This is a genomic window from Allomuricauda ruestringensis DSM 13258 (genome assembly GCF_000224085.1).
GTDB lineage: Bacteria > Bacteroidota > Bacteroidia > Flavobacteriales > Flavobacteriaceae > Flagellimonas > Flagellimonas ruestringensis.
Map to the genome: position 1 here is coordinate 2,864,095 of NC_015945.1, position 22,897 is coordinate 2,886,991.

The 22,897-nt window shown below is 43.3% G+C and carries 28 protein-coding genes and 1 riboswitch; of the genes, 14 read left to right on the plus strand and 14 right to left on the minus strand.

Annotated elements, in window-relative coordinates; genetic code table 11:
* Positions 1–28: 28 nt before the first annotated feature.
* From MURRU_RS12850 to MURRU_RS12865, 4 genes are read left to right on the plus strand one after another with little or no spacing between them, the layout of a single operon-like run.
* Positions 29–307, plus strand: coding sequence for a helix-turn-helix domain-containing protein (locus tag MURRU_RS12850; RefSeq protein WP_014033904.1), 279 nt, complete (start codon positions 29–31; stop codon positions 305–307).
* 2 nt (positions 308–309) lie between these two features.
* Positions 310–849: a hypothetical protein gene (locus MURRU_RS12855; protein ID WP_014033905.1), complete on the plus strand. Its 540-nt coding sequence runs from the start codon at positions 310–312 to the stop codon at positions 847–849.
* A complete protein-coding gene (locus tag MURRU_RS12860; RefSeq protein ID WP_014033906.1) occupies positions 846–1,508 on the plus strand; it encodes a P-loop NTPase family protein in 663 nt (220 codons plus the stop codon). Before MURRU_RS12855 ends, MURRU_RS12860 begins: the two co-directional genes overlap by 4 nt.
* Positions 1,509–1,510: 2 nt before the next feature.
* The gene (locus MURRU_RS12865; protein WP_014033907.1) at positions 1,511–1,786 is read left to right on the plus strand and encodes a hypothetical protein; all 276 of its coding nucleotides are present in this window, start codon (positions 1,511–1,513) and stop codon (positions 1,784–1,786) included.
* Between the two features lie 159 nt (positions 1,787–1,945).
* Here MURRU_RS12865 and MURRU_RS12870 read toward each other — a convergent pair whose 3' ends face one another.
* From MURRU_RS12870 to thiM, 6 genes are read right to left on the minus strand one after another with little or no spacing between them, the layout of a single operon-like run.
* Positions 1,946–2,863, minus strand: a complete 918-nt coding sequence (locus MURRU_RS12870; RefSeq protein WP_014033908.1) for a ketopantoate reductase family protein — start codon at positions 2,861–2,863, stop codon at positions 1,946–1,948.
* Between the two features lie 39 nt (positions 2,864–2,902).
* A complete protein-coding gene (gene hxpB, locus MURRU_RS12875; protein ID WP_014033909.1) occupies positions 2,903–3,550 on the minus strand; it encodes a hexitol phosphatase HxpB in 648 nt (215 codons plus the stop codon).
* Positions 3,541–4,191, minus strand: coding sequence for a thiaminase II (gene tenA / locus MURRU_RS12880; protein ID WP_014033910.1), 651 nt, complete (start codon positions 4,189–4,191; stop codon positions 3,541–3,543). The genes hxpB and tenA overlap by 10 nt, the downstream gene beginning before the upstream one ends.
* Positions 4,178–5,011 (minus strand): bifunctional hydroxymethylpyrimidine kinase/phosphomethylpyrimidine kinase, encoded by an 834-nt coding sequence (gene thiD, locus MURRU_RS12885; RefSeq protein ID WP_014033911.1) that lies wholly within the window; start codon positions 5,009–5,011, stop codon positions 4,178–4,180. The genes tenA and thiD overlap by 14 nt, the downstream gene beginning before the upstream one ends.
* Entirely contained in the window at positions 5,008–5,646 is a 639-nt protein-coding gene (thiE, locus tag MURRU_RS12890) for a thiamine phosphate synthase (protein ID WP_014033912.1), read from the minus strand. The genes thiD and thiE overlap by 4 nt, the downstream gene beginning before the upstream one ends.
* The gene (gene thiM / locus MURRU_RS12895) at positions 5,643–6,446 is read right to left on the minus strand and encodes a hydroxyethylthiazole kinase (protein ID WP_014033913.1); all 804 of its coding nucleotides are present in this window, start codon (positions 6,444–6,446) and stop codon (positions 5,643–5,645) included. The genes thiE and thiM overlap by 4 nt, the downstream gene beginning before the upstream one ends.
* A 70-nt stretch (positions 6,447–6,516) precedes the next feature.
* A riboswitch (TPP riboswitch) is annotated at positions 6,517–6,609 on the minus strand.
* A 354-nt stretch (positions 6,610–6,963) separates the two neighbouring features.
* On the opposite strand from thiM, the gene MURRU_RS12900 reads away from it, so the two are divergent.
* From MURRU_RS12900 to MURRU_RS12935, 8 genes are read left to right on the plus strand one after another with little or no spacing between them, the layout of a single operon-like run.
* A complete protein-coding gene (locus MURRU_RS12900) occupies positions 6,964–7,251 on the plus strand; it encodes a hypothetical protein (RefSeq protein ID WP_014033914.1) in 288 nt (95 codons plus the stop codon).
* Complete coding sequence (locus MURRU_RS12905; RefSeq protein ID WP_014033915.1) at positions 7,251–7,529, plus strand: hypothetical protein; 279 nt, start codon at positions 7,251–7,253, stop codon at positions 7,527–7,529. The genes MURRU_RS12900 and MURRU_RS12905 overlap by 1 nt, the downstream gene beginning before the upstream one ends.
* Positions 7,522–9,933: a TraG family conjugative transposon ATPase gene (locus tag MURRU_RS12910; RefSeq protein WP_014033916.1), complete on the plus strand. Its 2,412-nt coding sequence runs from the start codon at positions 7,522–7,524 to the stop codon at positions 9,931–9,933. The genes MURRU_RS12905 and MURRU_RS12910 overlap by 8 nt, the downstream gene beginning before the upstream one ends.
* Positions 9,930–10,535 carry a coiled-coil domain-containing protein gene (locus tag MURRU_RS12915; protein ID WP_014033917.1) on the plus strand — a complete coding sequence of 202 codons (606 nt, stop codon included), beginning with the start codon at positions 9,930–9,932 and terminating at the stop codon, positions 10,533–10,535. The genes MURRU_RS12910 and MURRU_RS12915 overlap by 4 nt, the downstream gene beginning before the upstream one ends.
* Positions 10,535–11,374 (plus strand): hypothetical protein, encoded by an 840-nt coding sequence (locus MURRU_RS12920; protein ID WP_014033918.1) that lies wholly within the window; start codon positions 10,535–10,537, stop codon positions 11,372–11,374. Before MURRU_RS12915 ends, MURRU_RS12920 begins: the two co-directional genes overlap by 1 nt.
* Positions 11,375–11,386: 12 nt before the next feature.
* The gene (locus MURRU_RS12925) at positions 11,387–12,013 is read left to right on the plus strand and encodes a conjugal transfer protein TraK (RefSeq protein WP_014033919.1); all 627 of its coding nucleotides are present in this window, start codon (positions 11,387–11,389) and stop codon (positions 12,011–12,013) included.
* The gene (gene traM, locus MURRU_RS12930; RefSeq protein WP_014033920.1) at positions 11,994–12,926 is read left to right on the plus strand and encodes a conjugative transposon protein TraM; all 933 of its coding nucleotides are present in this window, start codon (positions 11,994–11,996) and stop codon (positions 12,924–12,926) included. Before MURRU_RS12925 ends, traM begins: the two co-directional genes overlap by 20 nt.
* On the plus strand, positions 12,923–13,714 hold the full coding sequence (locus tag MURRU_RS12935) for a DUF4138 domain-containing protein (RefSeq protein WP_014033921.1): 792 nt from the start codon (positions 12,923–12,925) through the stop codon (positions 13,712–13,714). Before traM ends, MURRU_RS12935 begins: the two co-directional genes overlap by 4 nt.
* A 949-nt stretch (positions 13,715–14,663) precedes the next feature.
* On the opposite strand, the gene MURRU_RS12940 is transcribed toward MURRU_RS12935, so the two are convergent.
* The 8 genes from MURRU_RS12940 to MURRU_RS12980 form a co-directional block, all read right to left on the minus strand.
* Positions 14,664–15,584: a DUF5777 family beta-barrel protein gene (locus tag MURRU_RS12940; RefSeq protein ID WP_014033922.1), complete on the minus strand. Its 921-nt coding sequence runs from the start codon at positions 15,582–15,584 to the stop codon at positions 14,664–14,666.
* Positions 15,574–16,119: a YceI family protein gene (locus tag MURRU_RS12945; protein WP_041801538.1), complete on the minus strand. Its 546-nt coding sequence runs from the start codon at positions 16,117–16,119 to the stop codon at positions 15,574–15,576. Before MURRU_RS12945 ends, MURRU_RS12940 begins: the two co-directional genes overlap by 11 nt.
* A complete protein-coding gene (locus MURRU_RS12950; RefSeq protein ID WP_014033924.1) occupies positions 16,112–16,549 on the minus strand; it encodes an OB-fold protein in 438 nt (145 codons plus the stop codon). The genes MURRU_RS12945 and MURRU_RS12950 overlap by 8 nt, the downstream gene beginning before the upstream one ends.
* Before the next feature lie 106 nt (positions 16,550–16,655).
* Positions 16,656–17,897: a hypothetical protein gene (locus MURRU_RS18030; protein WP_014033925.1), complete on the minus strand. Its 1,242-nt coding sequence runs from the start codon at positions 17,895–17,897 to the stop codon at positions 16,656–16,658.
* 127 nt (positions 17,898–18,024) lie between these two features.
* Complete coding sequence (locus MURRU_RS12965; protein ID WP_041802033.1) at positions 18,025–18,873, minus strand: DUF5777 family beta-barrel protein; 849 nt, start codon at positions 18,871–18,873, stop codon at positions 18,025–18,027.
* A gap of 29 nt (positions 18,874–18,902) precedes the next feature.
* On the minus strand, positions 18,903–19,292 hold the full coding sequence (locus tag MURRU_RS12970; protein ID WP_014033927.1) for a preprotein translocase subunit YajC: 390 nt from the start codon (positions 19,290–19,292) through the stop codon (positions 18,903–18,905).
* Positions 19,282–19,857: a YceI family protein gene (locus MURRU_RS12975; RefSeq protein ID WP_014033928.1), complete on the minus strand. Its 576-nt coding sequence runs from the start codon at positions 19,855–19,857 to the stop codon at positions 19,282–19,284. Before MURRU_RS12975 ends, MURRU_RS12970 begins: the two co-directional genes overlap by 11 nt.
* Positions 19,858–19,875: 18 nt before the next feature.
* Positions 19,876–20,244, minus strand: a complete 369-nt coding sequence (locus MURRU_RS12980) for a hypothetical protein (protein ID WP_014033929.1) — start codon at positions 20,242–20,244, stop codon at positions 19,876–19,878.
* Positions 20,245–20,459: 215 nt separating this feature from the next.
* Between MURRU_RS12980 and MURRU_RS12985 the strand changes: the two genes are divergently transcribed.
* Both MURRU_RS12985 and MURRU_RS12995 read left to right on the plus strand, forming a co-directional pair.
* Positions 20,460–21,527, plus strand: a complete 1,068-nt coding sequence (locus MURRU_RS12985; protein WP_014033930.1) for a LytR/AlgR family response regulator transcription factor — start codon at positions 20,460–20,462, stop codon at positions 21,525–21,527.
* A gap of 472 nt (positions 21,528–21,999) precedes the next feature.
* The gene (locus MURRU_RS12995; protein WP_014033932.1) at positions 22,000–22,896 is read left to right on the plus strand and encodes a LysR family transcriptional regulator; all 897 of its coding nucleotides are present in this window, start codon (positions 22,000–22,002) and stop codon (positions 22,894–22,896) included.
* Position 22,897: the final 1 nt, after the last annotated feature.

Here is a 22,897-nt window from a genome sequence, read left to right on the forward strand (position 1 = left end):
TGGTCCCTTTTTAAAAAACTTAAAAAGTATGGGAGCGACCATCATTACCACAGAAGACCTTATGGAGTTCAAAGTCGAACTGCTGGAGGACATCAAGGATCTATTGGAAAACCAAAACAAGCAAACGAACAAAAAATGGCTCAAATCCAATGAGGTCCGGGAATTGCTGGGCATTTCCCCTGGCACCTTGCAGAACTTGCGCATCAATGGCACTTTGCCCTATACCAAAATAGGAGGGGTGTTGTACTATGAGTACCATGAAATCATGGGGGTACTGGAGAAGAACAAGATCCATAACCGTATCTAGTTTTGGAAGACGTCAATTATATCAAACATCTCAATGGGATATTTGGGCAATTCTCCAAGGACAGCCGATTGAACCCAACCCATGTCAGCCTCTACGTGGCCTTGTTCCAGTTATGGAACACCAACTACTTTAAACCGGAATTCTTTATCAACCGGGATGAAGTCATGCAGTATGCCAAGATCGGGTCCAAGTCCACCTACCATAGATGCATCAAAGAACTGGATCATTGGAATTATATCGTCTACACCCCATCCCACAATCCTTTCAAAGGGAGTAGAATCAAGATGTTCGATTTTGGGACAACTCCTGGACAAGCGGTGGACCCAAGCCGTACCAATATCGGGACAAGCAATGGACAAGCAGTGGTACCTATAAACAAACATATACAAACTATAGAAAACCAAAAAAACAATAATAAACAGGCTAATTTTAAAAATTTGGAATTCGATGGTTTGGAAAACGGAAGCAAACAGAAGGGCAGTGTCCCATACCGGGACAACCTAAAGACCAAGAAGCATAAAGATTACAACCAACCATTGTGAAGTACAGTGCGCCACATATCATCACCGAAGGAGCCGTCCAATATCCTCTGGGCACCCTCAAGGGCCGGGAAATCCATTACGATTTTGAAAAGATCTTGATATATCTCGACGCCAAGGGTAAACTTTTGTTCGGCAAAAAGTTCAAAATCTATCGGGAGGACCGAGAGATTCTCTATAAGCTATGCCTGTACTTCATTCAGGACAAAACCCGTTGTACCCAGTTGGGAATTGACATAAACAAAGGGCTGCTCCTCTCCGGGCCCGTAGGCTGTGGCAAGACCAGCCTGATGAAACTGATGAAACACATCGTCCCCCACCAACGGCCCTATGAAGTCATTCCCTGCAGGAACATTGTTTTTGGCTTCAATCATATCGGGTATAAGATCATAGAGGACTATGGCAGTTCACAATTCTTCTGTTTTGACGACCTCGGCGTCGAACCTACCGGATGGCACTTTGGCCAAGATTGCAATGTCATGGGGGAGATATTGCTCTCCCGCCACGAGCTCTTTATCAACGATAGACGCAAGACCCACACCACTACCAACCTCAATGCCCAAGAGCTTGAGGAACGTTATGGTACCCGTGTGCGGTCCCGAATGCGGGAACTCTTTAATTTAGTGGGGTTTGACAGAAAGAGTAAGGATAAAAGAAAATAAGTATGGATTCAAAGGGAGCCTTTAACCTTTACGAGCAATATTATCGGAACAATAAAACTTACGGGTTTTATTTACGGGAAAGCACCTGGTATTCCATAGGTCAGGTACTTTTTATCGTGGGCGTCCGGGAAGGGGACGAGCTCCAGGGAACTCTTCCGTATTTCAACAATCCCCAAGTGTATGTCAAATTGTACTACACCAATTCCATTGGGGAGATAAACGAGGCTACAAAATACAAGGTCATCAGAATTGAGGATGGAGGCAGTTACCGTTATTAGCCCGTGGAGGAAGATTTTATTCTAACGTAAAATACCCTCCATGCCCCGGAGGGATGCTCTTTCCAGTAGTCTTCATAAAATTCTTTTCCATCAAAACATACGGAATGGGAAGCTTTGTCGAATAGCCCTTTATCCAATCAACACATCATGGAAATACGGTTATTTCATTTTGATGGCTGACTTAAGTTGGATCAATTCCCCAAGCAGCCTCGTATGCGTCACAGTTTCCGGTATTCCTAGATCGTCGGCCAGTTTGGCCACCTCTAAGTTCAAGCTTTCGATTTCCGTCCTTCTGTTATGGAGGATGTCCACATACGTGGAAATCAATTGGCCATCCGAACGCTGGCTGATCAGCATCAGGTTTTTCTCTATGGTGTCACAATCCAGGTCGATTCCTTGTCTTTGAGCCAGTGAAACACATTCTTCAATAATGGTTCTAGCCAATTGTAGCGCATTTGCATTTCTGATAAAAATCCCATTATCGGTTTCGAGCAATGGACAAATGGAATTAAAGGCACAATTCGCGATGACCTTTGTCCATATATGTCGCGTGATATCAGGTTCGCTATGAAAACTGAAATATGGTGTGTTGATCTTATCGATCACATCTTCAAGGCCATCATTATTTCCCTGTAAGTTTCCTACGGGCGATGACATCACGGATTTAAAGGTAACCTTGTTGTCTTCCGTTACTTGACTGGTGGAAAACAGGACACAGCGATATACCTTATCAAACTCTTGAAAAGGGCGTTCGACATGAAGTCCATTTTGAAGGAGAACTAAAGAAAAATCTCCTTCTTTGTCTTTGAGTTTTTTAGCGATTACCGTATTGGCGAATGCCTTGGTCGCGATCAAAACAATACCATTAATGGCCTGTATAGCACTAAATGTAGTTGTGATGATCCTTTGTTGAAATGTGTTGTCTTTTCCAACAACAGTAATAGTATCTTCCGTGTCAGGTATATTGTCCTCTCTGCCCCTGACCAGCACGACCTGTTTGTTTTCCTGTTGTAAAAAGACGGCCAGTGCTTTTCCAATGGCTCCCGAGCCAACAATATAAATTTTTGAGTTTTTCATAGTTAGATTTTTTAAAATGTACCTGTAGTCCAAAAAAAATTACGTTGATCCATCTGAAAACCGGTCTATTTCATAATCGGCCAAATCGAATGACATGTTTTTGTTTCCCTTGGTATAGGCAATCACGGTCATGCCAGCAAGGTTGGCAGCTTTCATTCCTGTCTGACTATCTTCAATTACTACACATTCCTGGGGCTTGACCTTCAGTTTCCTTGCCGTATTAAGATATATGGCCGGGTGGGGCTTGCCTTTTTCTTCACAATCTGCGGATGAAATAATATCAAAAAGAAGCGTGGTCTTGGTTTTTTCCAATACCGTCGGAATGATTTTTTCCGGTGCATTGGTCGCAAGTCCTATTTTATAGTGTTGTGCTTTGAGCTTTTTGATAAAGGCCCTGACCCCCTTGATAATACAATCTTCTGAGCGAATCAGTTCCATGACCCTTTGGATGACCATTTCTTCCACTTCGATAAGTGTTTTTCCCTTCCAGGGAAACTTTTGATACCAAAAACGGGTAACCTCTTCGGTGGTCATACATTGGGTCTGTAGACTTTCTTTTTCTGTTACCGAAACCCCGAGCGAGGAAAAGATTTCAAACTCCGCTTGCTTCCAGATGCCTTCACTGTCCACCAGCACCCCGTCCATATCGAATATGACCGCTTTTTTGTCCTTTAATATCAGTTCCATGTTCTTCCGGTGTATGCCGCATCCCAGAAATGGTACTCCAAATGCGAAGCATGGATAAAGGCTTCGGTCATCCTAGCTCTTGTCCTGGGGGTGGTACGCTCCGCTGCAAGGTCACAGATCATGATTGCACGTTGCACACTTTCGGAAAATTCCTCCCCGCCATAGGTGTCGATCCATCGTTGATATGGGTTGTTGGCTATCTGTTGTCCATTGTAAATGTGGTCGCCCACTTTTTTATAGATCCAAAAACAGGGCAAGGTGGCGGCCATGGCCACTTCCACAGGTTCCAAGGCTGCCGTGCTCTTTAAAAAGTGGGTATAGTGGTGACATGCTGGTTGTATTATACCCTTGTCCCTTACCCCAAAATCCTCAAAATAGGATTCGTGCAAGGCATTTTCCACCACTATGGCCCCTTCCGCAAAACGGATATATGCCAATACATCCCCAATATCATGGGATTTGGCACCTATCAGTGCAAGCGCCCTCCCAAAATGCTCCAAGTAGAGGGAATCCTGCGCCATATAAAATTGAAACTTGGTCTTGGGCAGGGAGCCGTTCGCCAACTCTTGGACAAAGGGCATGTTCAAAATGGCATTGTAATTTTTATCTATTTTTTTCCAGGTCTGTTCAGTCCATTTCATTTTTGATCATTTTTTGAGGGTTAAAAAAGTGGTTCAAGGGACCGTTCCCTTTTCCGGTCCGTACATTTTTTCCGCTGTGAATGGCATGGTGCACATAGCGTTGGCCAAGAGCAACGGCATCGTACAAGTTTTTGCCCTGTGCCAGATAGGAGGCTATGGCCGATGACAGGGTACAGCCTGAACCATGGGTGTTTTTCGTTGGAATTTTAGCCACTTCAAAGGGATGGCATTTATCGTTCTGGTCAAAAAATAGGGAAGTGATATGGGTTGTTTCCTGATGTCCCCCTTTCATGAGGATACTGTTGCACCCCAGTTCCTTGATACGTTCCCCGGCAGTCCGCATTTCTTCCAAGGTCTTCACTTCCGTGTGGGCCAATAGGGCCGCCTCGTCCATATTGGGTGTAATGAGCGTTGCGATGGGCAGCAACTGCTCGATCAGGGCATCTATCGTATCAGTTTCGATAAGACGATGTCCGCTGGTGGCGACCATTACAGGGTCAAATACGATGGGTATCCTGTTGTAATTTCCTAAAGTCCGTACAATGGTTTCCACTAGTTCCGGAGTATGTACCATTCCTATTTTTATGGCTTCAGGTTGAATATCGTCCATGACCGCTTCGATCTGATCGGCAACGGCTTCAACGGGAATGGGATAAATCTTTCGCACCCCTTGGGTGTTCTGCACGGGCAAGGCGGTCAGTACGGAAGTAGCATAACAACCCAGAGCCGATATTGTTTTGATATCCGCTTGAATTCCGGCCCCGCCGCTTCCGTCAAAACCGGCAATGGCCAATACGGATGGATAGGTGTATTTCTTCATTTTACGATTTCATTTTTTAGTTCATAGGCTGCTTTCTTGGGGTTGTCGGCACCACATATGGCCGATACCACGGCAATACAGTTGGCACCTGCCTGTATAACGGCTCCTGCATTTATTGCATGGATGTTGCCAATGGCCACCAATGGTTTTTGCGTCAATTCGCGTATTGTGGCAAGGCCTTCCAATCCCCATTCCGTTACGGTATCCCTTTTTGTATCCGTCCTGAATACCGGGCTTATCGCGAGATAGTCGGACACGGTCGTTTGCGCATTGTCCAGTTGTGCCAGATACTCTATCGAATATCCTATCAGCTTTTCCTTGAAATAAGGCTGCTGTCTCAAGGTTGCGGGACGGGAATCCTTGTTGCCCACATGAATGCCGGCAGCATTTACCTGGTAGGCAACCTTTGGATTGTCATTGATGATCAACGGGACACTATATTTCTCAGTGATTTCCCTTAACCGTTGTGCCCTTTCCAAAAACAGATGCTCCAGTAGCTTCTTTTCACGCAATTGGAGGATATCGACACCTCCCTGAATGGCTTGTTCCGTAACTTTCAACATATCTTTTCCTCTGCAGGCTTCTTCCGAAATGACCAAATACAGTGGGTAAGGGAATTGGGAATGGAGCTTCATGGCTTCGATATCTTGATATAGTCGCAAAACTCCTTTTCCGTTAAGCTATAGAGCTTATCCAAAAGATGCAGTTGTAAGGTACCGGGGCCTTTAGATTGTTTTCTGGCCAATTCACCGGCTATGCCCAACAACGCCATTGCTGCGGTCACTGCCTCGGTTTTATTTTCCACAACTCCAATAAAAGCACCGATCAATGCAGATGCGGTACAGCCCGTTCCGGTCACCTTGGTCATTAAGGGTGTTCCATTGGCTATTTGGATTCTTTGCGCACTATCTGTGATAATATCCGTGGCACCAGATATACAGACAATGGCATTATATGCTGAGCAAATAGTATGTGCAGCTTCTATGGCTTCATTGCTCGCCGCCGTACTGTCCACTCCTTTGGTAGCCTCTTGGTTTGCTTGGGCCAATGCCATGATTTCAGAGGCATTGCCCTTGACCACGGTTGGTTTAAAGTTCAACAATTCTTGCAGTACTTTATCCCTGAACGGGCTGGCTCCGGCACCAACAGGGTCCAATACCCACGGTTTGCCCAATGTATGGGCTGTCTCGGCGGCCAAAAGCATGGCTTCGGACCAGTATTCGTCCAGGGTTCCGATGTTGATGACCGTTGACGAGGCAAGGGCAACCATATCAGGGACCTCGGATTTTGCATGTGCCATAATAGGGGATGCTCCGGCCGCAAGAAGGGCATTTGCCGTATTGTTCATCACGACATAGTTGGTGATATTGTGTACCAGTGGGGATTTTGTTCTTACGTATTGGATGTGTTTCCAAAGATTTTGTTCCATTACCATTTTTGATTTTAAATTAAAATGGCCTTAGGAGCAAATCGGAAAACAAAGGAAAGTAACGTCACAAGAAAGTGATGCCTGTTTCGCTTTTCCCTACGTCGGTGTGAGCCGTATCAGGTTCCAAGGGACTCTCTCAATTCTTTTCAGAATACCCCTAAAGCATAGGCGAATATACATATAATTTAAGCAAAAAAGGTGTTTGAAATACTACTATGCAGTCCCATCCGGGAAATGGGCGAAGCACAAATTCAGAATTATCAGAAAACAGCCTGATTCGTCCAATTTTTTTTGTCCAATGAATTCAAATGGAATTTTATAGCACTATTCTTGCCGGTGATTTTTTGCCTGTCAACAGCGATACCTCGAATTACCCTTCAGGATAAAGCCAATTCACATTAAAACGCAGTCTTTGGATTGAAACAATATGTTATTCACAAATATCTAATATTCAGTTATTTGAGTTGGTATTTCAAGTACTTTTCGTCTATCAAAAATCGTCTAATCCAAAAGCGTTTACGATATGCGAAAATCACAATTCATTACCATCCTCTTACTTTTCGTTTCCAGTTCCATTTTGGCCCAGATCGGGGGTATCGAAGATTCCGTCAATGACATTTCCGAAACCATCCGGGCCATATTTCCCATTATCCTTGGGGTCATCTTTTTAGTAGGATTCCTTTTTAATGCAGGACATTTCTTTGGGGAGAATTCAGACCTCAAAAAAGGGATTACCCGTGTACTTGTCTTTGTGCTGATTGCAGGGGCCGTCGTGGGCATCTTTACCTATCTCATTGGAATCGTGGTCTAATGAAAAGGTATCAGGTCTATCGGAACATTCGAAAACAAGCGATGATCATGGGACTCCCCATAGCCCTTTTTGCCCTGATGATGGTATCGGTCATCGGCTCCTTATTGGTCATCATCTTTTCTTTCAATTTTGGTGTCATCGTGGCCCTACTGCTGTTCAATGCCCTGCTTTATGGGGCATTGGGGCGGTGGGTCAAAAATCCTCAATTACTTGCCATTCAAAAGGTCTTCCCTGGCACCATCAGCAACAAACGCTTAAGTTCCCTTTCCTATGCATAAGATCAACCTGAATTCCCATCATCCCATTCTGGACATCCAAAACCATGTGGTCTTTGCCAACAACGGCAATGTGGTACTATGCTACGATGCAGCCCTTTCCGAAATCCATTCCCTCTCCGAATCCGATTTTGAGGAACTGCACGGGATTTGGTTCCAAGCCTTTAAGTCCCTGCCCACGGGTACGGTCATCCACAAACAGGATGGCTACCAAAAAGTGGGATACAATGCCGAACGATTGCCCAACCGTACTTTTTTGGAAAAAGAGACACATGACTATTTTAAGGGGAGGGAACACCTAAGCCATCAAAGTTACCTGTTCTTTGTACTGCCTTTGGACAAGGCTTTGAATGCTGCCAAATATGTCAATCCCTTCCGGAAAACCGAAAAGGGCTACCACCGAAAGCTGGATGTCCAAGTGGCGGAGTTCATCTCTGCGGTCAATGATGCTGTTTCCTTTGTCAACAATAGCCAACGTGTGTCATTGAGCCCAATGGCTCCTGATGACATTTTTTCCCATACGAACAACTACTACAATGGCTTTAATCAAGATTTCGATACGGATATTTTACTCGGTAAAAAACACATCGAGATTGGCGACCATTATTTTGATGCCATAGCGGTCAACAACGAGTGTTGTTTTGGCGAATCTGTCCAGAGCAGTAAGACCAATGAGAAATTCACTTCAGATGATTTTAGCTTTCATCAAGGGTTTATCGATGGATTGGGATTGGACCTGAACGAGAACCATATCGTGAACCACATCCTTTATCTGGACGATAAACACAAATGGCGCAAACTGCTGGACAAGAAAGTGGTGGAATTGAGCAAAAGCTCCAATTTCGGTTCCTTGAACAAGGTCGTCCACAAAAAGGTCCAGCATATTCTGGACCAAATCAACAATGATGATTCATCGCGTATCATCCGGGGCCATCTCAATGTCATTTTCTGGCATTCGGAAGCTGAACATTTGAAACGGATAGCATCCCAAATCAAGGCAGGTTTCAAGGAATTGGACATCGTGCCATATCATCCCAATGGTGAGGAACGCAAGCATTATTTCCTGAATTCCTATCCCTGTCATGCCACCAATTTCTCCAATGAAGATATGTACGTGACAGATATGAAGCATGCCCTCTGCCTGTATATCAACAACACCAATTATAAGTCGGATGCTGCGGGCATCATCTTCAATGACCGGCAGTACAACATTCCCGTATTGAAGGATGTCTGGGATGAAGGGAAACATCGCATCAAGGCGCGCAACTTTGCCATTTTCGCCCCCACGGGCGAGGGCAAATCCTTTCTTGCAAATAACATCCTTCGGCAATATTTTGAATCCGGAGTCCGGTTGGTCCTAATTGACCTGGGAGGTTCCTATGCCAAGTTTGCCAAGCTCTACCCGGACGACCATATCATCCTGCGCTACGAACAAGGCAAAAATCTGGGCATCAACCCTTTTTATATTTCCGACGATGCCGACCTGACACCGGAACGGTTGGAAGACCTTGCTATCTTTCTCTTGGAACTACTCGCTCAAAACCATGCTTCCAAATCCCAAGAAGTAGCCATCAAAAAGGTGCTGCTGTTGTATTATAAAACCATACGACAAGACCATTCCTTGGCTTCGCTCTACCAGTTCGTGGACGACAGAAAAGACATGCTTATCCAAGATTTGCAGATCAAGGAAGCACATTTCAGCACCTATGACTTTTTGCATATCCTCTCCGAATATGTGGAAGGTGGTCCTTACAGCTTTCTGTTCAATTCCGGGGCCGATCAGACCTATACCATCGAGGACAAGCGGCTCATCATCTTTGAACTGGACGAGGTCCGGGACAACAAGGAAATCCTCTCCGTGATGCTCAAGCTTATCAAGTCGGCCATCCAACGCACCATTTGGCGGAACCGTTCCGAGCGGGGCATTATTCTCTTTGATGAGTTTGCCAAGCAGTTGAAGTTCCCCAACGTATTGGAAAGCGTGGAGTTCTACTATCAGGCCATCCGAAAACAGAACGGGGCCATCGGCATTGTCCTGCAATCCATCAACCAATTACCGGAAAATTCAACTTCGGCCAGTATCCTAGAGAATACCCAGGTCATTTACAGTTTGCGGAACGAGAAAGGTTATGATGCACTGCAAAAACGACTCAACCTTTCTAGCCATGATTTGAACCAACTGAAGTCCATCCGCAACAACTTGACCGGAGACCGGAAGTACACCGAGATATTTATCAAGATAGGGAAGGAAAGCAATGTCTTTCGTTTGGAAGTCCCACCAGAGGTCTATGCCGCCTATCTCACCGATGGGGTCGAGAATGCCGAGATCATGGGGTTGTATGAACAATTGGGTTCGATGGAAAGGGCCATCAAGGAATTTGTAAAACAAAAAAGCACAAGACTATGAGAAAAGTATCAAGACAAAGCATTGGGAGATGGGTACGTACCCTCGGTCTGGCCCTGATTATCGCCATTTATCTGCCAGGCCATGCTACGGCCCAAGGAATGCCGGTGTATGACAATACGAACTTTATCAGCATGACCAAATCCTTGTTGGAATCCGCCAAACAGACCTCGGAACTGTTAAAGACCGTGGAGTTTTTGAAGGAACAAAAGGATAACATTGTAAAGGTGAACAATACCATCAAGCAATTGAAGGCGGTCCGTGAATTGGCGCGGAACAACGAGCGGTTGTACCGGACGGTGCAAACCGATTTGCGGGATATTTTAAACTCGCCCTATATCAAGGCTGGGGAAGTAGAGCGAATATCAGAGTCTTTTGAGGAAATTATGGATGCGGCCATCGATGACCTTGATTTTGTCAACCAGATTTTGTCCAGCGATTTGTTGAAGATGACCGATGCGGAGCGCACCGCTATTTTGATGGAAAAGAAAAAGCAGTCCCAAGAAATGGTGGCCGAACTGGAGGTCAAGACAAGACGTTACCGGGAGATCATCTCTTTCCGGAAGATGCAGGATATTATCAATAACCGTGAAACCGAATATTGATGGCAGGGTTCTTTTTGGGCATAGGATTGGAATATGTGGACGCGGTCTTTCAGACCATCAAGGATAGCGACTTTTCACAATACACGATTGTGGGGATGAAGGCTTTGGCCGTGCTGTTCTTTTTGGTCAATGTGTTGAAAAAATACAATGAAGGCATCGCTGTGACCGATGGGCATACCTGGGGGCTCACCCCCACAGAGCTGGCCAAGAATTTTTTGGTGGTGCTCTTGGTCATTTTTTCCACACAGGTATTGGATGTGTTTGATGGTATCTTGGTCGCCATTGAATCCCAGTACCGGCACACAGCTCCGGCACTCCTCCCGTTACAGCTGCAGGATGTAGATCTCGAACGGGATGTGGGTGCCCTGGAAGCCGCCAAGAAGGCCATGGCCCTGTTGTACGATGCCTTGGTCACCCCCTTGTACGGATTGAAGGTGTTGGCCTTTATCATAGGCGTTATCCTGTGGTTGTTGGATATATTCATCTATCCCTTGTTTTTGGCCGAACGGTATTTCCTTTTGGGGATTATGCAGGCCTTTTTTCCACTGGTCATTAGCCTATCGGTATTTGAAAAGTTCCGAAATCTGGCCTATACCTATTTCAAGCTCTATGCTGGGGTCTATATGCTGGTGCCCGCTTTCTTTTTGGTCAATGTCTTTGTAAACAACCTCTATACCGAGATCAATACCAACTTTTGGGGCAGCCTGTTCGGGACGGATTGGGGCAGTGAGTTCTTTGCCCCGGTCATCCAGTTGGGCTCCATCGGTTTTATCGTATTGCTCAAGTTCAAACTCTATCGAAAGGCCACAAGTTTTACCCTGCGATTGTTCACCGGATAAACAATTATATAAATGAAAACACCTTTTAAAAATATTCAACAAGCTTTACGGTTGAACCGATTTGTGGTCTTGGCCTTGATCATCATGACCGGCCTGGTCTGTATCATTTCGGTCACTCTGGTCGTCAAGATCCATAGACAGACTTTGGATAGTGCCTTTGTTGTCAGTTCCGAAGGAAATGTCATCCCTCTAAAACTGGCTGCCCAACGTGAAAATCTGGAAGTTGAGGCCCTGGCCCATCTGGAACAGTTCCATAACTGGTTCTATGGGGTGGAGGCCAACAGCTATGAGAAAAACATGGAAAAGGCCCTATGGTTGGGCAATGCTTCCGTGGATGCCGTCTATCGACAAAAAAAGGCCGATGGCTTCTATAACCGTTTGCTGCAATATTCATTGGTCCAACAAGTGGAACGCATCGATTCCCAAATCGACATGACGAAGGAACCTTATGCCTTTCAGACAAGAACGATGATTCGGATTAACCGAGGAACCGTTACCGATACCTATGAACTGATCACCTCGGGTCATTTGATCCGTGTGGAGCGGAATTTTCCGCACAATCCCCACGGGTTGTTGATCACTGATTTTTTTGAAAACTCGTTACGTAAAATAGAAGATTATGAAACCGCAAAAGAATAAGATTGTATTTGTATTGGTCCTGGTGGGCGTGGTGCTCTTTATCGTGGCCTACTCCGTTTTCACCTTTGGAAAGGACAAAAAAAGCGAACTCAAACCGGATCGCATTCCGATGCCCGACCTAGAAGAAAACCAAAAGGTTTATGAATCCAAGATGGAGGCCTTGGATGCCCTCAAAGAGGAGCGCGAGGTTACCGCACCACAGATATACCCCGACCATATGGTCGATGATAAGGGCTACTTCAATCTGGACTATATGGAATATGAAAAACAGCGTATCATCGATAGCGTGTACAGCCATTCAAAACTTGTGGGTAAGGGAAATGCTTTACTCCATATGGAGCGGGAAGAAAAAGTCCCTGAAAATCGGATGGTTACCTCCGAAAATAAAAAGGTGGAGGGGCCTGAACCTGTGTCGATTCAAGAGCGATATCTTGCTCACCAACTTTTTTTTGCCTCCAATCCCAATAGGACACAGGCTATGATTTTCAGGTCAGGAGGGCATGGGATACTGGCCTATGTGGATGGGGACCAGACCGTGAGGGATGGACACCGTTTGAATTTGCGGTTGGCACAGGATGTACAGTTCCATGGAGTATCCGTTCCCAGGGATACCCGAGTCTATGGTTTTGTGAAGGTCAGGCCCAACCGGGTCCTGGTGGACATTCTTGGGTTTGGGGATAAAGACATTTCGTTGAAGGCCTATGACCTTGAGGATGGGCGGGAAGGTGTTTATGTGGAAAACCATATAAAGGGAGAAGTGGTGGAACGGGGCCTGGATGAAACCATAGGGGAGGTGAACCTGCCCGGAATGCCTCAGATCGGGGGACTGAAGCGTATCTTTCAAAGGCGGAACAGGGCCATAAAGGTGGATATCAAGAACAACTATCAAGTAGTATTAAAACCGGCATTATGAAAAGTAAGGAAGTTATCCTAGTTGTTTTGGGATTGTTTTGTATCGTTGTTGTCAGGGGACAACGGGTATTGGATACTATTTATACCAACGAAACCACCAATGTGGCACTATTCTTTCCTAGTCCCGTTCAACAGGCCGTAACGGGGCATGAAGGTTTTGTCTTTTCCTATGATAGGGAAGAGGCAGGCTATGTTGGGTTGTTGCAGGGTGTAGAGGGTCCCAATAGTAATTTATTGGTGATCACTTCAAATGGTGGGGTATATGCTTATATTCTTAGCTATGCCAAGGAGCTTTTGCAACTAAACCACTTTGTCCAGAAGGAACATCGGATTGGGATTGAGCGACCGAATGCTGCCAAAGTTCCCATCAATTCCACATCACATAGGGTCAGTGGCCATAATGAAAAAATAATTGGGAAACTGTTGGGTCAAAACTCTAAATCCTTGGCAAGGGAAAGAAAGAAAGGAATGGTATTTCGATTGGAAGATATGCATTATATCGAAAATGATGTTTATCTAGTGGGTGCTATCAAGAACAGATCGGGAATTGATTTTGAGGTAGGTTATTTGGAGGTGTTACGGATCAACGGGTCTAAAAAAAGAAGGGCCTCCTATCAAGAAATTCAATTGGAAGTAAAACAAACCGTTGGATTGTCCCATACCATTGCCACGGGAGAAACCATACGGTTTGTGCTGGTGATGCCGAAATTTGTTCTTGGGGATCAAGAACGATTAAAGTTGATATTACGGGAATTACAGGGAAATAGAACCCTTGAAATTATATATTAGTACCCAATGGCCTAAAGCAAGTTTTGACCCCTTAATTAAGTACGTCATTTCTCAACAAGCTCCCTTTTGGACTTACAACCAAAAGTAATCATACCTGTTTGGACAATAAACAATATAGCACGCCAGTCTTACCAGTATAATCTTTAATTGAACAACTGAGGTTATTAACCTAAAGCATATATCGGGGTGTATTTTCAGACATCTAAGCTATATATTGGGAGATATTTACCATTACAAATTTTAATAGAATATATTATTTTATATGGTAATGGGTTAACCAAGAAATTAGAGTTGGAAATGATTCTATTACCAAGGTAAGTTCAGGTTCAATGATGATTTCATGACACTCAATCCCCTTCCGGTAACGCTCATGATTTTTCACTTTATGAAGCTAGGATGTTACTATAGATTCGTGCCATAATTTAAATCTACTTTGTATTATGAAAGTTTTATTACGAATAGGGCCACACAGCGCAAAAAAGACTATGGCTGCGGTTAGAGGATATTGTGTATGATGGAAGGGAGGAATATATGGTTTTGGCAATCCGAAACCATTCCAGGATCGATTTGGAAGTGAACCGTTTGGAGGTGTTCCGGATCCATGGCAGTAAGAAACGAAAGTCCTCTTATCAGGAAATCCGGATGGTGCCCGTCCACAGGTAACATTACCCCAAAAAAGTGAGACATGGCGAAGCCAAACATTTTGTGTATGTGCTACCTAAGTTTGTATTGGGCACGGGGGAACAATTGGGAATTAGGTTAGGCGAATTTGGAGGCAATAGAGAGTTGGTGCTAAAGATTCACTAGCCAAAAGGATTTTCCATTAAACTTATTCACCTAAAATCCTTAAACCAACTAAGTTGTTTGATCCTTACCTAAAATTGTATTAACAGGGGAAAGAAAAGCCTATCAGAACCAATTCAAATGGAACTTTTGGATTAAATCGCATTCAAGGGTTTTGACCTGTTTGCTTCAAACCTTTCAATTTTCGGTTAAAATGGATAACATATGTGGCGGTAAAGCCAAAATTGAGGTTGGGGTTCTTGAAATTGAAGTTATACGCTGTATCCGTGATATAGGCATCCTCAACTATATGTGAGGCGTTTGTGAGCATAAACTGGAGCATAACATCCCCCAATTCCCAATTTACCCCGATGCTAAAGGGTCCATAAGTATTTCTTGATGTAATGGGATTGAATACCGCATAATACTCCGAGACAAAGGAAATATGTCCTCCCAATTTATACCTTCCCCCAAAGCCAAGTGCAAAATGATTTTGTGGGTCTTCTCCTGAGAACCGTAACCCTTTATGCACAAATGTTGGGGCTATTTGAAAGGAAAAATCGGAGGTAAACTTTCTTGCAATAAGCGCCTGTGTGGTGAACGACAACCTATTGGAAAAATCATCATCAATATACGGTCCAAGGGCTTCGCTGTAATAGCTCGCATTCTGAAAAAGGGTAATACTGAGCGGGGAACCGCTTTTATCGCTTCGTTGCCTTATCAGTTTATATTTTACATACCCATCAAAAAGTCCATCCCAGGTACTTCCTCCCCATCCTGTTGAAAGTCTGTCGCTGATGCCATATTCCAATGCAATACGTGCATTCATTTTATCTGCCCCAAAACTTTGGGAATAGAGACTTGGGGTATTCCAGAACCTGTTGGCCACCGATACTTCCAAAATTCCTTTTTTACGGGTTTCAACAGAATGGCCATAGGAGATTCTCGTGGCCTTAAAGGTAGCCATGGTATATTGAGGGGCGTCTTCTTGCTCCTTTTCCAAAATTTCCAACAGTCCTTTTTGAGCAAGCACACTATTGGCCAAAAGGACTAAAATCAAAAAAAATGTAATCTCTTTAATCTTCATATGGCAAACATTCAAATCTAAAATTCACGGAAACAGTTTTGGCTATATTACCGGCCAAAAGGGGCGGTATTTTTATCTCATAATCCTTTACCACGGCTTCAAAAGTGCCAGATATTATATAGTTTTCATTTATGTGTTCGATTCTGGCTTTGATTTCCAGTTCCTTGGTTACCCCATGCATGGAGAAATTGCCTTTCACTATTCTCGTCTGGTCTTCTTGCTGATTGACATCAAAGTCCTGTATGGTCCCTTCAAAAGTGGCCTTGGGAAATATGTCGGATTCCACATAGCTTTCATTGAAATGTTCACGCATCAGGGCCTTTTCAAAAATAAAGGCGTTCATCAGCATACTTACCGCTATATCCCCATGCTGTAAATCTACGATTCCCAGCACCTGATTGTTTTCAGCTTTTATATTCTCAACCGATGTATACGAAAAAAAAGCTACGTGCCCCTGTCTGGCAATCACCTTCTGCGCCCTTAATTCATGGCTGAAAATTAAAATACTAATACAAAGAAAGGTATGCTTAATCATTCGCTTGGCTAAAAGTAACAATGCAGTCCAAAAATACGGCATCCTTGAGATATCCCTTGAAAATACCCTTTATTTTGACAGAATCGTTTGGTTTGAATTGTGATACTGTCTTCTTTTGATGGGGCATCATATCACATATAATATAAGGAGGGCTATCATTATTTCCTTTTAACAGCACGGTCATCCTTCCATTCATCAAATTGGTTTCTTTTACCAAGCCCGTTACCTCAACAATTTGTTCGGTTTTTAAGCCATTCATTAATTCTTGGTTTCCATCATTAAAAACAGATAATAAATTTTGTGCTGTGATCTCCACTTCCGCACTGGTATTCATCACATTTGTCTTTTTCGTGCCCAGTAGTCCCCATCCAAATAGCAATGCAACACCAAATAGTGTTGCAAAAACTAGGAATTTTATTTTTTTGGGCATCTTGAAATGTTCTATACCAATAAGTAAAGATAAAGCTAGAAGTTAATTAAAAACCAAGACCTCTATATCAGAAGTCTTGGTTTCTTTAGCAAAAGAATTCTCTTTTTCAATCAATTATATTGATAGTTCCTGTCATGGGACTATGAAACTCACAAACATAAAACAAGGTATTCGGAGCGTTTTCGGGAACTGTAAATACCACTGTGCCAGAGGATGCTCCATTATTTGTCACACCATCATCATAGGTGTCCGAAGTGCCAGTACTTTGTACTGTTTTTATCCAAAATGGATGTCCAGGGGCACTCACATTAAATTCGTAAGTATTGCCCCTTTTCAGCGTTAAATCGGGGTTTACAGTATTGCTGAACCCGTCTCCATTAAAAGTATATGCGGTCGCCTCCTGATTGGCTACATCGTACGAGATTGTGCTAGACTGGGGTTGGGGTGCAGTTTCGGTATCGGAATTGGCAATGGGCCAAATTCCAGCAGATGGGAAACCTACACCATAGTTATCGCCACGCTCCTCATCCTGTCCAAAATAGTACAGGGGCCAACCCTTATAGGTCAATTGTTGCCTACCAAAAACATCTATTGAGCCAAAATCCCCCGATGTAAAAGCACTTGGTACTTCTGAAAGGGTCTCCTCAAAAATGGGCCATACACCGTTGTTGGAAAAATCTTCGGCCGTAAAATTATTTACTCCGTTTTCATCGTTGGAGAAAAGATATAGGGTATTACCATAAGCATCGGTCATATAAAACGTCTGTTCATCCCCTGGTTCATAATTGCTGGTCAAATTGGTCTCGACCCCACCGGAATCCCTGCCGACCAATTGGGCCCTGACCTTCATCACGGAATAGTCCGGTTTGGCCACATACCAAATTTCGTTGAAGCCATCGCCATTTACATCGCCTTCCGCACTATCACTTGCATAATAATACAAGGGCCATCCCTTATAGGTTGTTTGCATGGCTCCATCCGCACGTGTAATTGTACCAAAATCATCGCTGTCCAGACCTTCATCCAGCTCTGGGTCAGTAACGTGGAATACCGGCCAAACACTTAGGCAACCCTCTGTACAATTGGACTCTCCTTTGCTGTCCAGAGAGAAAAAATACAATGTTCTCCCATCAGCATCCGTGAGAATACTTCCAAACGTTCCGTTATTGACCAACCTTACCATATCGGAATCACCCGAAGGTGGTGGCGTATCGTCACCTGGTGGTGAATAATCATCCGTTGGGTCTTCTCCCATCGAACCATCACCGTTCATTCCCTCGTTATCAGAACTTGAGGAACATCCCAAAAAAAGTAACATGACCAGAAAAAAAGTGATTTGCTTTCTCATTTTTATTTTTATTAAGTTGATTAACAATTCAAATAAAACATTAATTAAAACCTTGTCCCAAAAAACCTTGGTGAGGACGAATAATGAAGCATAAAAAGGAATTTTAGCCTTTGAATTTTTTAGCTTTTTAAAAAATCCGAAGCAGGTTAAATCCAAAATAAATATCTGCCTTGTCCCAATCTCCTGTGGCTTGGTTTAAAAATGTATTGATGTTCATGGGTTGTGCATTGGTAAAATGCAATTGAAAAACGTGTCCCCCAGTTTCTATATCCACCCCCACGGACAATGGATTTTTGAACGGTGAATTTGAAGCCCTGTTCAAGTGAACGCCATAGTCCGCATTCAACGAAACCCGATTGGAGATTTTATACCTTCCCCCAAATCCAATGGCATATTGTGAGTTGTCCTGCTCGTCCAAGGACACCAAATTGTCATGGAAGAAGGTGGGGATGACCTCAAGCGAAAGTTTTTGACTCATTTTTCGAGAAATCAGGGCTTGTACCGCATAGGACAATCTGTGTTCAAACCCAAGCCCCGGCAAATTATCCTTGTCCAAGGCCCCATTTAGTAGAACAGTGTTGAACGATACAATGTTGAAAGGCGCCCCATTTTCACTTTGTCTCACCAATCTGAGTTTTAGGGAGCTTTCATAGGTCTTTTCAAATGAACTTCGGGATATCCCTAAATTGATGCCGTCCGTAATTCCGTAGATAAAATTCAACCTGGTCACGGCCTGGTCAAGCCCAAAAAAATCTTCGATACCTGTTTTAATACTCCCAAATCTATGCGACACCACAAAGTACAGCCTGCTTTTAGGCACCATTTTAGTGGTCTCAAAATTGACGATCTTTAGCCCCTTGAAGGCGGCAATTTCATAATCGTTTTGGACCGTAACCGTATCTATTTCCTCCAATAGATCATCTTGGGCCAAAGCCAAACAGGGTACGAGGAACAATGCGAGCAGTATTTTTTTCATTTTAAAAAATTGTGGTTTCATTGGTTTATTTATTTTTGAATTATGGATGCTTGATCCAATTTCACTTCTTCCAATAAGTCGTCATAGCCAATACATCTTCCTTTTATGGCAATGCTGTCCCCTATCTCAAGTACGTGGTCAGAAACATCCAAAAGGTTTACAACCACACCATCTTCGAGTGTAATAATGTTACCGTCAATGGCAGATATTCTTCCATAGGTATGAATCACTTTGTCTCCATATTTCTTGGCCATTTCTGCCTGGGACATCTCCTGGGTCAATTCGTTGGCGGAAAGGATGAAGTCTGCACTTTGTGCAGCAATATTTCTAGGCTCAGGGTATAATGTTTTGTAAACAATGACTATTAAAACGCCTAGCAGTAGACCTATCACAAGCAACCGTGTTCTCCTATTTCTCATAATCACCAATAAGTTTAAAATCAAGTTTCACCAATACCTTTTTGGCAATTTTGTTCTCAACTATCTTGGGGATTTCAATATTGAAATCCTCTGGAAGCACTATAAAGCTGCCACTTATTGCCATAACATTATCTATTCTTTGGATTTGGACCGTGGGTTCAATCTTTTTGGTTATTCCCCTAATTTCAAGAGTACCCTTTATAACATACTCCTGTGTGGTGCTACCGGCATGGTCAATATCAAAGTCCACGATCTCCCCCTTGAACAGAGCCTTAGGGTATTGGTCCGATTCAATATAATTTTCGTTGAAGTGTTCCTGCATCAAGGAATTCTTGAAATGAAACCCTCGCATAAGGGCCAATGATGCTATCTTATTGTTCGATGCATCAAATAGCACCGAAACAGATTCGTTTTTTGCCTTTACCGGTTCAAACAGCTTTTCGGAAGCCTCAAAAACCACCACGCCCTTTCTATCAATATACCTCTCCTGTGCATAGGTAAATCCAAGGCACAACATTCCAATTAACACACTTATTTTGATTCCAATTCTTCCCGAAAATACCATACGTTGTTACGTTTATTTTTAATCCTCCAAAAGGCCATCCGCTATCCATTGTTCCACTAGGTCAATGGTGGCTTGGGGCATCCTTCCCGTAGGCGGCATTGCTCCTGCCTCCCCCGTCTGTTTGCTAATGGCTGCGAGCAACGAACCATTTTCTGCCCTATTTTTTACTTGAGTGTAGGTGGTAAGGGAAAAGGGTGCCCCGTTTGTCGGTGGGCTGGAATGGCAACTCAGGCAATTGTTACTTATAACAGCCTTAATATTATCGTTATAGGTTACAAATTCATTTTCATTACCGGTTTGCGGACCGGTCAGATCACTTTCACTGTCATTAGAGCAGCTTAACAAAAACAAAAAGGCGAAAACAAAAACAGTCAATACATTTTTCATGGGCGATTATTTTCTATTTCAAAGCAATCAAATCGTTGAAAGACTCACAATTAAACTTTGGTGAAGCGGAATTATGGAGGGTGAAAAGGAAAAATTGGGATTGAAAATTTATGGTAATCTCTAATGGGAGACTTCATCTATTTTAAGAGCTTTGGAACGGTTTCGCCATCGGAACTTATTGTTATCTTGTGACGGAATTGAATTGTCAAAGCCCAATGAGAAAAGACAAATTATACTTATTTACTTTTTTGTCCGTCGCCATTATTTACTTAATCGTGACCATGGTGGCCATTACCTATTTTTTGGAAGCTACCACATACGAACTCATTGATTCGCAATTGGAGTTTGGCAAAAAGGAAACCAAAACGTTTGCCACATTGGTGAGCAATGAGTTGCTGAACGGCACCCCAAAGGATACTGTAGTGGCACAGGTTCAAGAAGGTCTGCATGACACCGATCAGAACAATGTTTTTTTGAGTATCATTGATTGGTCCGGTAAAATTGTTTGCCATCCAGAGATACAAAATGTAGGGCAAAGTGCACGTTCCGAGGAGTCTTTTGTTTCCTCTGTTGCCGATAATTTGACCGCCACAGAGTTCTACAACTTTTTCAAGGAAGTGGATGTTTCCGAAAACCCTTCCGAAGTTACTTTTATGTTTCCGATTGAAAATTCTGATTGGATTGCGGTTTCCCACATAAACCTTAAAAAACTAAGCTCCAAAACAGAACGGCTCAAGTATCGGTTTTATACCATTTTTTCCATCATTGGACTTATCATCATCCCCACTTTTGTAATGACCACCCGCTACATTGGGGCTATTTATGAAAAGCGTCTGGAACTGCAAAAACAAAAATTGGAGGATGAGGTCTTAAATCTTTCAAAGTTGAATCGGGCCGTTGGGGATTATCAGCAAAAAGTTACGGAGCATTCGAACTCCAATGTGACCAAGAAAAGAATCTTGACACAATTGAAAAACGAACTTCTATCCATTCCAATAGAAGAAATAGCCTATATCTATACCGAAAACTCAATAACGTATGTTGTTGGTATTGATGGGAAAAAATCGACGAGCAATTCCAGCCTTGATGAACTGTTCTCTTATTTGGATGGAACCACATTCTTTAGGGCCAATCGTCAGTTTATCATTGCTATTTCAAGCATCAATAAGATTGTAAAGTACGGTAATAGTCAATTAAAGATATTGGTAAATCCCGGAACCAATGTCGATATTTTGATTAGCAAGAACAAAGCGGCCGAATTTAAAAATTGGCTGAACTTATAATACCTTGGAGATGAGAAGTATGCATTAAATCGGTCCAAAAGCCATCCAAGGAATCCCATCTTGCATTCCAGAAGTCTATGGGAATGCCAATAAACTGATTCGGAACCAGTTTGTTTATACACCCGATGGAAGTTCCCTTATAGGATACTTCCCGAAGAAAAATATACAAATGGGCACTCTTTTTTTGTTTGCAGGGAAACGAGCTGGTTATAGGGGAAGCAAAAACCATATTTCTATTGCTTTCAGAGAGTCTGTAGCGATATTGCAATGGGTTCAGGATCTAATTTTCTACCAAGAGGGAGTTGAGAGGGTATATTTTCATGAAATAAAACCCAATTTGGGTAAACCATTGGCAAAATGTTGCCCTATAGGGATTTATTGAAAATTTTCAATAAAAAGCATTGAATATTTTCATACAATTTTCAGAGTTTCCCCCTGGATAGGGTTTAATTTTGGGCAGAAGACTTTTAAAATGGAGATTAGATACTTGAGATTGATAAAGGCAATCGTGGAAGAAGGGGGGATAACCCGTGCCATGGATGTGCTCCACCTGTCCCAAAGTGCCTTGAGCTATCAATTGAAGGAAGCTGAACTCCAAGTTGGCACACAATTGTTTTATCGCCGGAACAAGAAGCTCATTTTGACCCCTGTGGGCAAAAAGCTGTACAACAGTGCGATTAAAATACTTGCCGAGGTGGACAGGACCGATGAGGAGATCAAACGAATGGTCAATGGGGAGAGTGGCGTCATCCGGGTAAGCACGGAATGCTATACCAGTTACCACTGGTTGCCCGCCGTGCTGAAAAAGTTCAATGGCGAGTTCCCGAACGTGAAAATTGAAATTGTCTTTGAGGCCACCCACCACCCAGTCGAGAATTTGGTCTCCGGTAACCTTGATATTGCCATCACCAGTAATCTGGAACAGACCGATCAGGTGGATTTTATAAAACTGTTTTCTGATGAGATGCTGGCCGTGGTGAGCAAGAGCCATCCCTGGGCAAAAAGATCGTTCATCGAGGCCGAGGATTTTCAGGATGTCGACCTGATCATACATTCACTGCCCCTGGAAACGGTATCCATTTTCAGATCGGAACTGATACCCAAGGGAATCAATCCGAAAAAGATAATTGTGCTGCCCCTGACGGAGGCCTCTATCGAATTGGTGAAGGCCAATTTGGGTGTGATAGTAATGGCCAATTGGGCGCTGAGGCCCTATTTGGATAAGTCGATAAAAACTATCAAGGTAACGGCCAATGGGTTCCAGCGACAACAATATGTAGCCCGGATGAAGGATAGAAAGTACCCCATGTACTTTGATTACTTTATAAAATTTCTGCGCGAGGAGATCAAATTGGATGCCGAGCCTTAAG